The 13,896-nt window shown below is 56.4% G+C and carries 11 protein-coding genes; all 11 read right to left on the minus strand.

All coding sequences use genetic code 11. The features are described from left to right. Window positions 1-41 precede the first annotated feature (41 nt). The 11 genes from ftsA to QMG44_RS12680 are packed head-to-tail and all read right to left on the minus strand — an operon-like array spanning window position 42 to window position 13,881. The gene (ftsA, locus tag QMG44_RS12630) at window positions 42-1,298 is read right to left on the minus strand and encodes a cell division protein FtsA (RefSeq protein ID WP_006173845.1); all 1,257 of its coding nucleotides are present in this window, start codon (window positions 1,296-1,298) and stop codon (window positions 42-44) included. Continuing rightward, window positions 1,295-2,137 (minus strand): cell division protein FtsQ, encoded by an 843-nt coding sequence (gene ftsQ / locus QMG44_RS12635; protein WP_014168632.1) that lies wholly within the window; start codon window positions 2,135-2,137, stop codon window positions 1,295-1,297. The genes ftsA and ftsQ overlap by 4 nt, the downstream gene beginning before the upstream one ends. Window position 2,138: 1 nt before the next feature. Continuing rightward, window positions 2,139-3,059: a D-alanine--D-alanine ligase gene (locus tag QMG44_RS12640; protein ID WP_020882578.1), complete on the minus strand. Its 921-nt coding sequence runs from the start codon at window positions 3,057-3,059 to the stop codon at window positions 2,139-2,141. Further along, the gene (murC, locus tag QMG44_RS12645; RefSeq protein WP_014168630.1) at window positions 3,052-4,527 is read right to left on the minus strand and encodes a UDP-N-acetylmuramate--L-alanine ligase; all 1,476 of its coding nucleotides are present in this window, start codon (window positions 4,525-4,527) and stop codon (window positions 3,052-3,054) included. Before murC ends, QMG44_RS12640 begins: the two co-directional genes overlap by 8 nt. 58 nt (window positions 4,528-4,585) lie before the next feature. Further along, window positions 4,586-5,650 carry an undecaprenyldiphospho-muramoylpentapeptide beta-N-acetylglucosaminyltransferase gene (murG, locus tag QMG44_RS12650; RefSeq protein ID WP_032681667.1) on the minus strand — a complete coding sequence of 355 codons (1,065 nt, stop codon included), beginning with the start codon at window positions 5,648-5,650 and terminating at the stop codon, window positions 4,586-4,588. Then, the gene (ftsW, locus tag QMG44_RS12655; RefSeq protein ID WP_014168628.1) at window positions 5,647-6,891 is read right to left on the minus strand and encodes a cell division protein FtsW; all 1,245 of its coding nucleotides are present in this window, start codon (window positions 6,889-6,891) and stop codon (window positions 5,647-5,649) included. Before ftsW ends, murG begins: the two co-directional genes overlap by 4 nt. Beyond that, window positions 6,891-8,207: a UDP-N-acetylmuramoyl-L-alanine--D-glutamate ligase gene (murD, locus tag QMG44_RS12660; RefSeq protein WP_025205419.1), complete on the minus strand. Its 1,317-nt coding sequence runs from the start codon at window positions 8,205-8,207 to the stop codon at window positions 6,891-6,893. Before murD ends, ftsW begins: the two co-directional genes overlap by 1 nt. 2 nt (window positions 8,208-8,209) lie before the next feature. After that, the gene (mraY, locus tag QMG44_RS12665) at window positions 8,210-9,292 is read right to left on the minus strand and encodes a phospho-N-acetylmuramoyl-pentapeptide-transferase (protein WP_008501985.1); all 1,083 of its coding nucleotides are present in this window, start codon (window positions 9,290-9,292) and stop codon (window positions 8,210-8,212) included. After that, a complete protein-coding gene (murF, locus tag QMG44_RS12670) occupies window positions 9,286-10,644 on the minus strand; it encodes a UDP-N-acetylmuramoyl-tripeptide--D-alanyl-D-alanine ligase (RefSeq protein ID WP_086533239.1) in 1,359 nt (452 codons plus the stop codon). Before murF ends, mraY begins: the two co-directional genes overlap by 7 nt. Continuing rightward, window positions 10,641-12,128, minus strand: a complete 1,488-nt coding sequence (gene murE, locus QMG44_RS12675; RefSeq protein ID WP_281853097.1) for a UDP-N-acetylmuramoyl-L-alanyl-D-glutamate--2,6-diaminopimelate ligase — start codon at window positions 12,126-12,128, stop codon at window positions 10,641-10,643. The genes murF and murE overlap by 4 nt, the downstream gene beginning before the upstream one ends. Beyond that, window positions 12,115-13,881, minus strand: coding sequence for a peptidoglycan glycosyltransferase FtsI (locus tag QMG44_RS12680; RefSeq protein WP_014168624.1), 1,767 nt, complete (start codon window positions 13,879-13,881; stop codon window positions 12,115-12,117). The genes murE and QMG44_RS12680 overlap by 14 nt, the downstream gene beginning before the upstream one ends. Window positions 13,882-13,896 lie beyond the last annotated feature (15 nt).

The following is a 13,896-nucleotide window of genomic DNA, read 5'->3' on the forward strand; positions in this document are numbered from 1 at the left end:
GTCGCCCGAGACCGCTAATTCTCTCCGGTCTCTTAAAAAAATTAAAACTCTTTTCGCAACCAGTTGTTCAGTCGTTTGACCCACGACCCAACTGAGACGCGTTTTTCCACTTCTGCTTCACCACTGAGATGAGATTCTTTCCCGTAGTGGAGCAGGCCCACGGCCGTTGAATAGTACGGCTCCTGAGCATAATCCGTTAAACCGGTGATATTCAGCGGAGCACCGATACGCACTTGCGTATGGAACACGCGCTGAGCGCAGGCCGCAAGACCTTCAATTTGCGCTGCCCCGCCGGTTAATACAATCCCCGCTGCAAGATGATGTTTCACGCCCTGCTGGCGAAGCTGTTCCTGTAACTGCAAAATCTCTTCGTTGACCAGGTTAAGCAGCTCGGTATAACGCGGCTCAATGACCTCTGCCAACGTCTGGCGCTGCAGGCTGCGCGGTGGACGTCCGCCCACGCTCGGCACTTCAACGCTCTCATCTTTGCCAACGATAGACCCCAGCGCACAGCCGTGGCGTACTTTAATCGCTTCTGCATCACTCGGTGGCGTACCAAAAGCGTAAGCAATATCGCTGGTCACAACGTTCCCGGCATAGGGGATCACTTTGGTGTGGCGCAGCGCACCGCCGGTATACACGGCCATGTCCATTGTACCACCACCAATATCGACCACACAGACACCCAGTTCACGTTCATCTTCGGTCAGCACGGAATAGCTCGCTGCAAGACCGGCGAAAATGAGTTGGTCAACTTTCAGGCCACAACGTTCAACGGCTTTTACAATGTTCTTCGCCATATCGTTGTGACATGTGATCAAGTGCACTTTTGCCTGCATACGTACGCCGGAAAGACCGACCGGGTTTTTGATCCCTTCCTGGTAGTCAATCGCATACTCCTGCGGGATCACGTGCAGCACGCGATGCTCATCGCGAACGCGCACGGATTTCGCCGTATGCACAACGTTTTCAACGTCTTCCTGCGTCACTTCTTCTTCGGAAATCGGCACCATGCCGATTTCGTTCTGGCAGCTAATGTGCTTACCCGAAAGCGCCAGATAAACAGAGGAAATCTGGCAATCTGCCATCAATTCAGCCTGATCGATGGCGCGCTGTACGCACTTCACCACCGACTCAAGATCGTTAACCCCACCTTTATCCATACCACGGGACGGGCAACTGCCCACGCCAATGATATTGACCATACCGTCGGGCAGAACTTCCCCTACTAAAGCGGCAACCTTCGCGGTGCCAATCTCCAGTCCAACTACCAGTTTTCTGTCCGTCGCCTTGATCATTGTTGTTCTGCCTGTACCTGTGCCTGATTCTGTTGCTGATTAGGTTCCTCGACCGGAGCCGGTTCCCAACCGACTGCTGCACCTGAGTCATAGCGCAAATCAACGTAGCTTATCCGTTTGCCGTCAGTCTGTGCCTGCTGCTGTAAAACCGGGTAAAGTTCTACAAATCGCGCCAGACGTTTCATTGTGTCCCCGCGACCCAGGTTGAGCTTAATGCCATTCGTTAACGTCAGTTGCCAGGAGCGGCGCGCCGTCATTGCAGCATCTTTTAGCGTAAACCTGTCCTTCGCCAGCACCTGCCCCATTTCACGAAAACCTTGTAACACTTCATTTTCGCTACCTTCCGGGCCATACAACATCGGTAAATTTTGCTTGTTGACACGATCGGCCGGGACGCTGAAGGAATTTCCGTCTACGTCAACCATGTGCTGATCATTCCAACGTGCAATGGGCACATATTCAACCAGATGAATCTTCAATTCATCAGGCCATTGCTTTCTGACACTCGCCTGTTTTATCCATGGCAGACGTTCAATCTGACTCTGGATAATATTGACGTCCTGCGTCATAAAGGTGCCAGGCGATCCCAGCGCCAGAATTGTCTGGCGAATGTCATCGTTACGGGTGTAATGACGCTCACCGGTGACCACCAGCTTCGAAAGCGGCAACCGTTGCGCATCTTCCATCCAGCCCAGAACCATCCAGCCGCTGATAAACACGGTGCACAGCACCCCGAGCAGGAAAATAATACCTGCAAGACGCGTTCCATTACTCCGGCGTGAAGAAGAGTATTCTTCTTCGTCATCGCGGTTGCGCGTGTTCAATGCAGCCTGAGACATATCAGCCCGCCTGGTCCAGAATACGTACGACTAATTGCGAGAAGCTCATCCCCGCCTGACGCGCTGCCATCGGCACAAGGCTGTGGCTGGTCATTCCCGGAGAAGTATTTGCTTCCAGCAGATAAAATTGTCCATCACTGTCGAGCATCACGTCGATGCGGCCCCATCCACGGCAACCCAGAACATGCCAGGCTTTAACCACCAGGGACTGTAAATCGGTTTCACGCTCAGCTTCAAGACCACTTGGGCAGAAATATTGCGTCTCATCAGAGAGATACTTCGCCTCATAATCATAGAAGGTTCCGGCCGGTTGGATACGAATTGACGGTAAAATTTCTTCGCCAAGCATCGCGACGGTAAATTCCGGCCCGCTGAGCCATTTTTCAATCAGAACTTCTTCATCATGTTGAAATGCCAGGGCTAAAGCGGAAGATAAATCCTCAGCTTTCTCAACTTTGGACATGCCAACGCTCGACCCTTCGCGGCTGGGCTTTACAATAACCGGTAAGCCCAGCTCAGCAATGCGTGCATTAACGCTATCGGAGAGGCCCATTTCAAATTCGCGACGCGTCAGGGCAACCCAGGGGGCAACGGGTAAACCCGCGCCCTGCCACAGCAGTTTGCTGCGCAGTTTATCCATAGAAATGGCGGAGGCCATCACACCGCTGCCGGTGTACGGCATGCCGGTGAGTTCCAGCAGCCCCTGAAGGGTGCCGTCTTCGCCACCACGGCCATGTAACGCGATAAAGACTTTATCGAAGCCCATCGCCTTTAACTGGGTTACGTCAGTCTCTTTCGGATCGACCAGGTGCGCATCCACACCACCTTCACGCAGGCCCGCCAGTACAGCGGCACCTGAATTCAGGGAAACCTCGCGCTCGGCGGATGTGCCGCCAGACAGGACAGCAATCTTATCAGCCATGATGCTCATCCTCCTGAGTTTGCGGCTTCAGTTTGATTTCAGCTAAGGTACGGGCGATTTTGCCGATATTTCCCGCGCCCTGAATCAGTATTAAATCGTTGCCGGTCAGCACCGGGGCCAGAATTTCAGCCACCTGGGCAGGATCGGAAACCAAAATAGGGTCTACTTTACCGCGTCCGCGGATGGTACGACATAAAGAACGGCTGTCTGCACCAGGAATAGGAGTTTCGCCCGCTGCATAAACATCCAGCATCAGGAGCGTATCCACCTGTGACAGGACGCTGGCGAAATCGTCATACAGGTCACGGGTACGCGTGAAACGGTGCGGCTGGAAGATCATGACCAGATTTTTTTCTGGCCAGCCCGCACGCGCAGCTTTGATCGTCGCGTCCACTTCCGTCGGGTGGTGACCGTAGTCATCAACCAGCATGGCAGTACCGGGTTTACCGTTCACCGCCTCCAGCGGGTATTCACCGAGGAAGTCGAAGCGACGCCCGGTTCCCTGGAAGCTTTCCAGTGCACGAAGAATGGCTTCGTCATCAATGCCTTCTTCTGTCGCCACGGCCACTGCCGCTGCGGCATTCAGGGCGTTGTGACGCCCTGGTGCATTCAGGGTGACATGCAGCAGTTCTTTGTCCTGACGCGCCAGGGTGAAATGCCCCTGCGCACCCAGCTGTTTGTAATCTTCCACGCGGACATCAGCGTCTTCGCTGAAGCCGTAAGTCGTGATTTGACGTCCGACGCGCGGCAACAGCTCGCGAATCACCGGATCGTCTACACACATTACCGCGCGTCCATAGAACGGCAGGTTGTGCAGGAAATTAATAAAGGTCTGCTTTAAGTTCTCGAAGTCGCCCTGGTAAGTATCCATATGGTCGGCTTCGATATTGGTGACGATGGCGACCATCGGCTGCAGATGCAGGAACGACGCATCGCTCTCATCCGCTTCGGCAATTAAATAACGGCTGTGTCCGAGACGCGCATGTACGCCTGCCGCTTTTACCAGACCACCATTGACGAACGTCGGGTCGAGGCCCGCTTCCGCATAAATGCTGGAGACCATCGCCGTGGTGGTGGTTTTGCCGTGGGTTCCGGCAATCGCAATGCCATGTCGAAAACGCATCAACTCCGCCAGCATTTCCGCACGGCGGATCACCGGAATACGTGCTTCGTGCGCGGCCACGATTTCCGGGTTATCAGAGGAGATGGCGCTCGACACGACCACCACGCTCGCATCGCGCACGTTTTCCGGGCGATGATTGAAATAGATAGTCGCCCCAAGCGACGCCAGCTGCTGCGTAACAGGGTTTGGCGCCAGGTCAGACCCGCTGATCTGATAGCCTTCGTTAGCTAACACTTCGGCAATACCGCCCATGCCAGCACCACCGATGCCAACAAAGTGAATGTGCCGGACGCGACGCATCTCGGGCACGATAGAACGCAGTTTTGCCAGTTGTTGTGTATTCATTCTCTAAACGCCATCGACTACTTAAAAAATTCGTGCAGCGCAACACGCGCTGCGAGGGTTAAGCCTGGGCTGCCAGGCTCACTTCTTTTGCCACCCGTTCCGTTGCATCAGGAATAGCGGTCGCGCGTGCGCGTTGCGCCATCTCCAGTAATGCCTCTCTGTTCCAGCCCGCCAGGGTGGTGGCGACCGCATCGGCGGTAAATTGTGGCTGTTCAAATATTTTCGCGGCGCCGGCTTTCTCAAGCGGCAGCGCATTCCAGTACTGCTGTCTGTCTTTGTGCTGGAACGGCACAAACAGAGCCGGCAACCCGGCGGCGGCAATTTCGCTCACCGTCAATGCGCCAGAGCGGCAGACCACGACATCGGCCCAGGCATACGCTGCGGCCATGTCGTCGATAAATTCCGTCACTTTATGCTGCGGCTGGCCTTCATCGGCGTAAGCCTGCTCAACCATCTGCTGAGCACCTTTTCCGCTTTGGTGCCAGATTGTCACCGCATCACCCAGCTTTGCTGCAACCTGCGGCATCGTCTGGTTTAAAATGCGTGCGCCCTGAGAACCGCCAACGACCAGCACACGGACCGGCCCTTCACGACCAGGCAGGCGCGCATCCGGTAATGGCAGCGCCAGCACGTCTACGCGCACCGGGTTACCCACCACGTCCGCCTTCGGGAAGGCTCCCGGGAAAGCCTGCATCACTTTGGTGGCAATTTTCGCCAGCCATTTATTGGTCAGACCGGCAATGCCGTTCTGCTCATGCAGCACCACGGGGATGCCCAATGACCAGGCCGCCAGCCCACCCGGGCCAGAAACATAGCCGCCCATCCCCAGCACCACATCAGGCTTAAAACGCTTCATGATGGCGCGCGCCTGACGCCAGGCGTTGAAAATACGCACCGGTGCCAGAAGCTGGGCCGTAAGGCCTTTTCCGCGTAAGCCGGAAATGCGAATAAAGTCGATCTCGATACCATGCTTCGGTACCAGGTCGGCTTCCATGCGGTCCGCGGTTCCCAGCCAGCGTACCTGCCAGCCCTGTTCCATTAAATGGTGCGCAACTGCGAGCCCCGGGAACACATGTCCACCGGTACCGCCTGCCATCACCATTAACCGCTTCGGTTGATTCATCGTGAACCTCGTGTAAACGCCTGGGCTTTTTCCAGACGCGTTTCATAATCTATGCGTAACAACATCATGATGGCCGTCGACATAATCAGCAGACTGGAACCACCATAACTGATCAACGGCAACGTCAGGCCTTTGGTCGGCAGCATACCCGCTGCGGCCCCGACGTTAACCAATGCCTGGAAACTAAACCAGATACCTATTGAGCAGGCTAAGAAACCTGAAAAGCGGTGATCGATCTCCAGCGCTTTCCGCCCAATCGACATGGCGCGGAAAGCGACGAAGAATACCATTAATAGCGCTAATACCACACCGATATAACCCAGTTCTTCCCCAATAATGGAGAAGATGAAGTCAGTGTGCGCTTCGGGTAAATACTCCAGTTTCTGTACCGAGTTGCCCAGGCCCTGACCCCAGACTTCACCGCGACCAAAAGCCATCAGCGACTGCGTCAGCTGATAACCGCTGCCAAACGGGTCTTCCCACGGGTTCCAGAATGAGGTCACACGGCGGATACGGTAAGGCTCGGCGAGGATCAGCAGCACAACCGCTGAGATACCCATTCCGATGATGGCGATGAACTGCCACAGCTTCGCCCCGGCCAGGAACAGCATTGCCAGCGTGGTGACAAACAGCACGACCACGGTACCAAGGTCAGGCTGCGCCAGCAGTAAGACCGCCAGCACCAGAATAACGCCCATGGGTTTTAAGAAGCCGCGCAGGTTATTACGCACTTCATCCACTTTACGTACCAGGTAGTTAGCCAGGTAGCAGAACAGGGAGAGCTTGGTAAATTCCGCGGGCTGAATACGCAGTGGGCCAAAGGCAATCCAGCGCGATGCCCCGTTTACGGAGCTCCCCACCACCAGTACGATCAGCAGCATAATGATGGAGGCGATCAGCATCGCGGTACTGTGCCGCTGCCAGAACTCCATCGGCAGACGTAATGTCACCAGCGCCAGACAGAATGCCAGGATGATGTACAGGCCATCACGTTTCGCAAACAGGAACGGATCGTTCGCCAGTCGCTGCCCGACAGGCATGGACGCCGAGGTCACCATGATAAAACCAACCGCCGCCAGCCCCAGCGTGAGCCAGAAGAGCGTACGGTCGTACATGACCAGGCTGTCGTTATCTTTTTGACGAGAGCCCATCACCCAGCCTTTGAGTGCCGCAAACACCCACGCCAGAACGCCAAATCCTGGCAGGCGCGGCATTTTCAGGCGAGGGAGAGATAAACGCATCAGCCTAACTCCTTCGCCAGACGGGTAAAGAGATCGCCACGCTGTTCGAAATTCTTGAATTGATCGAGGCTGGCGCAGGCCGGAGAGAGCAGCACCATATCACCCGGCTTCACGCGAGGGGCAATCAGCCGCATCGCCTGCTCCATGGTCTCGGTTTGCTCGGCAATGTCAGGACGCAGCTCAGCCAGCTCACTGCCGTCGCGACCAAAGCAGTACAAGCGGATATTATTCCCGGCGAGATACGGTTTCAGCGTGGAGAAATCCGCCGATTTACCGTCGCCGCCCAGCAGTAAATGCAGGGTCCCTTCAACGTGCAGGCCGTTCAGGGCGGCCTCGGTACTGCCGACGTTGGTGGCTTTTGAGTCGTTAATCCAGCGCACACCGTTGTGCTCCAGCGCCAGCTGGAAACGGTGCGCCAGGCCGGTAAAGGTGGTCAATGCTTGCAGGCTGGACGAACGCGGCAGCCCTACGGCATCCGCCAGCGCCAGCGCCGCCAGAGCATTGGTGTAGTTATGCTGGCCGGTAAGCTTCATCTCTTTCACGTTCAGCACTTTCTCACCCTTCACGCGCAGCCAGGTTTCGCCCAACTGACGGTTAAGATGATAGTCACCCATGGTGATGCCAAAGCTAATGCAGCGATCGTCCGCCCCGCGCACCGGCATGGTCAGGGCATCATCCGCGTTGACGACGCAGACCTTCGCATTTTCATAAATGCGCAGTTTGGCGGCGCGGTACTGCTGCAGACCAAACGGATAGCGATCCATATGATCTTCAGTAACGTTAAGGATCGTCGCCGCGGCCGCACGAAGGCTGGAGGTCGTTTCCAGCTGGAAGCTGGAAAGCTCGAGGACGTACAATTCACAGCCTTTATCCAGCAGCATTAGCGCTGGCAGGCCAATATTGCCTCCCACGCCCACGTTCATGCCCGCCGCTTTCGCCATCTCACCCACAAGGGTGGTGACGGTGCTTTTACCGTTAGAGCCGGTAATCGCGATAACGGGTGCCTGCGCTTCACGGCAGAACAACTCAATATCACCGACAATCTCAACGCCCGCATCGGCCGCGGCGCTGAGTGAAGGATGTGCCAGCGCCATACCGGGGCTGGCGACAATCAGATCGGCTGCCAGCAGCCAGTCATCATTCAGACCACCAAGGTGGCGTTCAACCTGTTCCGGCAGTTTATCCAGACCCGGCGGAGAAACACGCGTATCCATTACGCGAGGCGTCACGCCGCGCGCGAGGAAAAAGTCCACGCAGGAGAGGCCTGTCAGCCCCAACCCGATGATAACGACTTTTTTGCCCTGGTAATCTGCCATGATTAACGTACCTTCAGCGTTGCCAGGCCAATCAGCACCAGCATCAGCGAAATAATCCAGAAGCGCACAATCACGCGCGGTTCCGGCCAGCCTTTCAGTTCATAGTGATGGTGAATCGGTGCCATACGGAAGATGCGCTGACCGCGCAGCTTGAAGGACCCGACCTGCAAAATCACTGAAAGGGTTTCAACCACAAATACCCCACCCATAATCACCAGCAGGAACTCCTGGCGCAGCAGTACGGCAATAATGCCCAGCGCGCCGCCCAGAGCCAGTGAACCGACGTCCCCCATAAAGACCTGCGCCGGGTAGGTGTTGAACCACAGGAAGCCCAGTCCCGCCCCGACAATCGCCGTACAGACGATAACCAGTTCGCCTGCGTGTCGCAGGTATGGAATGTGCAGATAGTTAGCAAAGTTCATATTACCGGTGGCCCACGCCACCAGCGCAAAACCGGCGGCGACGAAGACGGTTGGCATAATCGCCAGGCCATCCAGACCGTCGGTCAGGTTTACGGCGTTACCGGTGCCCACGATGACGAAGTAGGCCAGCAGAATGTAGAACAGCCCCAGTTGCGGCATCACATCTTTAAAGAACGGCACCACCAGCTCGGTGGCGGGGGTGTCTTTTCCTGCCAGATACAGCGCGAAGGCCACGCCCAGCGCAATCACCGACATCCAGAAGTATTTCCAGCGGGCGATCAGGCCCTTGGTGTCTTTACGCACGACCTTGCGGTAATCATCAACAAACCCAATGATGCCGTAGCCCACCAGCACGGTAAGTACGCACCAGACGTACGGGTTAGAGGGATAAGCCCACAGCAGTACGGAAACAACGATCGCGGTCAGGATCATGATCCCGCCCATGGTCGGCGTACCTCGCTTGCTGAAGTGCGACTCCGGACCGTCGTTACGCACAACCTGACCGAAGGAGAGTTTTTGCAGACGGGCAATCATGCGCGGGCCCATCCACAAAGAGATGAACAGCGCAGTCAGCAGGCTGACAATGGCGCGAAACGTCAGATAGGAAAAGACGTTAAAGCCTGAATAATATTTGACCAAATGTTCGGCCAGCCAAACTAACATGTCCCGTTCTCCTGTAATGCGTGCACAACCTCTTCCATGGCGGCACTACGTGAACCTTTCACTAACACAGTCACAATTTGTTTTTCTGTCATCAATGCCTTAAGGCGTTCAATCAGCGCGGCTTTATCGGCAAAGTGCTCGCCAACACCGCTGGCATGGCTAATCGCCTGGCTCAGTTTTCCGGCGCTCAGCACGCAATCAATACCTGCCGCTTTCGCCGCGTCCCCCACCTGGACATGGCAGGCTTCGCTTTCATCACCCAGCTCAGCCATATCGCCCACCACCAGCACGCGATAACCTGGCATCTCAGACAACACCTGCACCGCCGCGGTCATTGAGCCGACGTTCGCGTTATAGGAGTCATCCAGAAGCAGTTTGTTTTCCGCAAGCTGGATCGGGAACAGACGCCCCGGCACGGCTTTTAAATTTGCCAGACCGGTTTTAATCGCCTGATGCGACGCACCAACCGCCATCGACAGCGCCGCTGCCGCGAGCGCATTGGCGATATTATGACGACCCGGCAATGGCAGAAGCACCTCAATGCTCCCGGTTGGGGTATTAAGGGTGAATTCCGTGCCATGCGAAGTCACATGAATATTGGTCGCGGTAAAATCACTGTTGGCCGCGTTCGGCGAGAAGCGCCAGGTCTTGCGGGTACCAATGATCTGTTGCCAGTTCAGCCAGTCATTGTTGTCGGCATTCATAATGGCGATACCGTCTTCCGGCAGGCCGGTATAGATCTCGCCTTTAGCTTTCGCCACGCCTTCCAGCGAACCAAAACCTTCCAGATGTGCAGCGGCCAGGTTATTCACCAGCGCTGCTTCCGGGCGCGTCAGGCTCACGGTCCAGGCGATTTCGCCCTGGTGGTTTGCCCCTAACTCGATCACGGCAAATTCATGCTCTTTGGTCAGGCGAAGTAATGTCATCGGCACGCCGATATCATTGTTAAGGTTGCCTGCCGTATAAAGCGTATTTCCGCACTGGCTCAGAATGGCTGCAGTCATCTCTTTCACAGAGGTTTTGCCTGATGAACCGGTCAGCGCGACGACGCGCGTCGGTACCTGCTGACGAACCCAGGCCGCCAGCTCGCCGAATGCCAGACGGGTATCTTTCACCACGATCTGCGGCAGATCGACCGCAAGTTTACGGCTGACCAGCAGCGCCCCTGCACCATTCTCCCTGGCCTGTTGTGCAAAATCATGCGCGTCAAAACGTTCGCCCTTCAGCGCCACAAACAGACAACCCGGGGTCACTTTGCGGGTATCGGTCGTCACGGCCTCGATGGTCAGATCGTGACCCAGCAGCTCGCCCTGCAGTACCGCAGCGGCCTGACTTAAGGTGAGGCTAATCATGCCACGACCCCCAGCAGACGCGCGGCCGTGACGCGGTCCGAATAATCGAGACGACGGTTGCCAACAATCTGATAATCCTCATGGCCTTTCCCGGCCAGCAGCACAACGTCGTTTTCCTGAGCCTGCATGATGGCGTTGGTCACGGCTTCCGCACGGCCTTCCACCACGCGGGCGCGGCCTGCATCCAGCATGCCCGACAGAATGTCGTTAATAATGGCGCGCGGCTCTTCAGTACGCGGGTTGTCATTGGTTACGACCGGAATATCCGCGAACTGTTCAGCAATGGCACCCATCAGTGGACGTTTGCCCTTATCACGGTCGCCACCGCAGCCAAACACACACCAGAGCTTACCGGTACAGTGCAGACGCGCCGCTTCCAGCGCTTTTTCCAGTGCGTCCGGCGTGTGGGCATAATCGACCACCACGGTCGGTTTGCCCGGTGCGCTGAACACTTCCATACGGCCACATACCGGCTGCAAACGCTCAGCCGTTTCCAGCAGCGCGTTCATCGGATAACCCAGCGCCAGCAGCGTCGCCAGCGCCAGCAGCAGGTTGCTGACGTTAAACGCGCCCATCAGACGGCTTTCAATTTCACCGTCACCCCATGAGGAGGTAAAACGAATGGTGGCGCCACTGTCGTGATAATCCACCGCAACCGCCTTCAGCCAGCGGCCGTGGCAGTTCGGGTTGATATGGTCTTCCATCGACACCGCAACCGCATCCGGCAGCTTCGCCAGCCAGCGGCGACCGACTTCGTCGTCAGCGTTGATGATGGCCTGTCCGCTATGGTGGGTGGAGTAGAGCAGCCATTTCGCCGCTTCGTAATGCTCCATATCACCATGATAATCAAGGTGATCGCGGCTCAGGTTAGTGAATACTGAGGCGGCAAACTTCAGCGCCGCCACGCGGTGCTGCACCAGACCGTGGGAAGAGACTTCCATCGCGGCAAAGGTTGCCCCCTGCCCTGCCAGGCCGGCCAGCACATGCTGTACGTCGACTGCGGAGCCGGTGGTGTTTTCGGTCGGGCTCACTTTGCCCAACAGACCGTTACCGACAGTTCCCATGACCGCACCGGTTTCACCCAGCAACTGCGCCCACTGCGCCATGAGCTGCGTGGTTGTGGTTTTGCCGTTTGTACCTGTCACGCCCACCAGACGCAGCCGATCGGACGGTTCGTGATAGAAACGTCCGGCCAGCGCAGAAAGACGCTCGTTTAACTGGCTGAGATAGATGACCGGCACCCCGTGCATTTCACGGATTTCACCGTCGGTTGCCTCATCTTTGGCCTCAGCAATAATGGCAGCAACACCTTGCGCAATCGCCTGCGGGATATAACGACGCCCGTCCGCCTGATGACCGACCACCGCCACAAAAAGATCGCCAGAAGCAGCCGCACGGCTGTCCAGTACCATCTCTCGCAGTGCTCGCTCCGGTGCATTAGGCACCCACGGAGCGAGAAGGTCGCGCAAATTACGATCTGCCACCTGTACCCTCGCCTTGATTAATTACAAATTCACTTTTCTCGCCCGTTGCCAGCGCATCCGGTTCGATGTTCATGGTGCGCAACACGCCGCCCATGATGGCCCCGAACACAGGCGCGGAAACGGCACCGCCGTAGTATTTACCCGCCTGTGGATCGTTAATGACGACCACCAGCGCAAAACGCGGATTACTGGCAGGCGCAACGCCTGCGGTATAGGCAATGTATTTGTTGATGTAACGGCCGTCTGGCCCCACTTTTTTCGCGGTACCGGTTTTGATGGCGATGCGATAGCCTTTGATCGCCGCCTTCACGCCGCCGCCGCCAGGCAGCGCCACGCTTTCCATCATATGAACGACGGTACGAACGATGGATTCCGGGAAGATACGCTCACCTGGAACCGGTGGATCAACTTTGGTAATGGACAGCGGACGATAGACGCCATAGCTGCCAATCGTTGCGTAGACTCGCGCTAACTGTAACGGCGTTACCATTAGCCCGTAGCCGAAAGAGAAGGTGGCCCTCTCTATGTCAGACCACCGTTGTTTTTGAGGATATAAGCCACTGCGTTCTCCGACCAACCCCAAATTGGTCGCCTTTCCAAGCCCAAAACGTGAGTAAGTCTCTACTAACGCTGAGGACGGCATCGCTAACGCCAGCTTTGAAACGCCAACGTTACTCGACTTCTGTAAAACCCCGGTCAGGGTCAATTCGCTGTAGCGCGCCACGTCTTTAATCTCGTGGCCGTTAATACGGTAAGGGATCGTGTTCAGAACCGTGTTTTCATTGACGATGCCACGCTGGAGCGCCGTCATGACCACCATCGGTTTCACCGTGGAGCCCGGTTCGAACACGTCGGTAATCGCCCGGTTACGCATCGCATCTTTTGCGGTGCCGGTAAAGTTGTTCGGGTTATAGGACGGGCTGTTGGCCATCGCCAGCACTTCGCCCGTACTGACGTCCACCAGCACGGCGCTGCCGGATTCCGCCTTGTTGAAGGCGACGGCGTTGTTCAGCTCGCGGTAGACCAATGCCTGCAGACGCTCATCAATACTCAGCGCCAGGTTGTGTGCCGCCTGACTGTCCGTGGAAGAGATATCTTCGATAACGCGGCCGTAGCGGTCTTTACGAACAATTCGCTCGCCAGGCTGGCCGGTGAGCCATTTATCGAAGCTTTTTTCAACGCCCTCAATCCCCTGGCTATCAACGTTGGTAAAGCCAATGAGGTGAGCGGTTACTTCGCCGGAAGGATAGTAGCGGCGGGATTCTTCACGAAGGTGAATACCCGGCAGCTTCAGCTTACGAATGTAGTCCGCCATGTCAGGATTGACCTGACGCGCCAGATAGATAAAACGCCCTTTTGGATTGGCGTTGACGCGGGAAGCGAGCTGATCCAGCGGCATTTTCAGGGCATCCGAGAGCGCCTTCCAGCGGTTATCAAGCGTAATGCCACCCGCATCGTGCAGCTCTTTCGGATCGGCCCAGATGGCTTTAACCGGTACGCTCACGGCCAGTGGACGGCCTGAGCGGTCGGTGATCATCCCGCGGGACGTCGACACTTCCTGAACGCGAAGGGAACGCATGTCGCCCTGTCGAACCAGCATGTCAGGGGCGATGATTTGCAACCACGCCACGCGTCCCAGCAGGAAACCCAGCGCCAGTAAAATGCAGCCGCAAAGCAACGCAAAACGCCAACTGATAAAGTTGGCCTGTTCTTCCTGACGTTTTGGTTTAAGCGTTTTTGCCGCTGCTCTCATGCGTCGCGTTTTCCC

This window comes from Enterobacter sp. 200527-13 (assembly GCF_027924865.1).
Classification (GTDB): Bacteria; Pseudomonadota; Gammaproteobacteria; order Enterobacterales; family Enterobacteriaceae; genus Enterobacter; species Enterobacter ludwigii.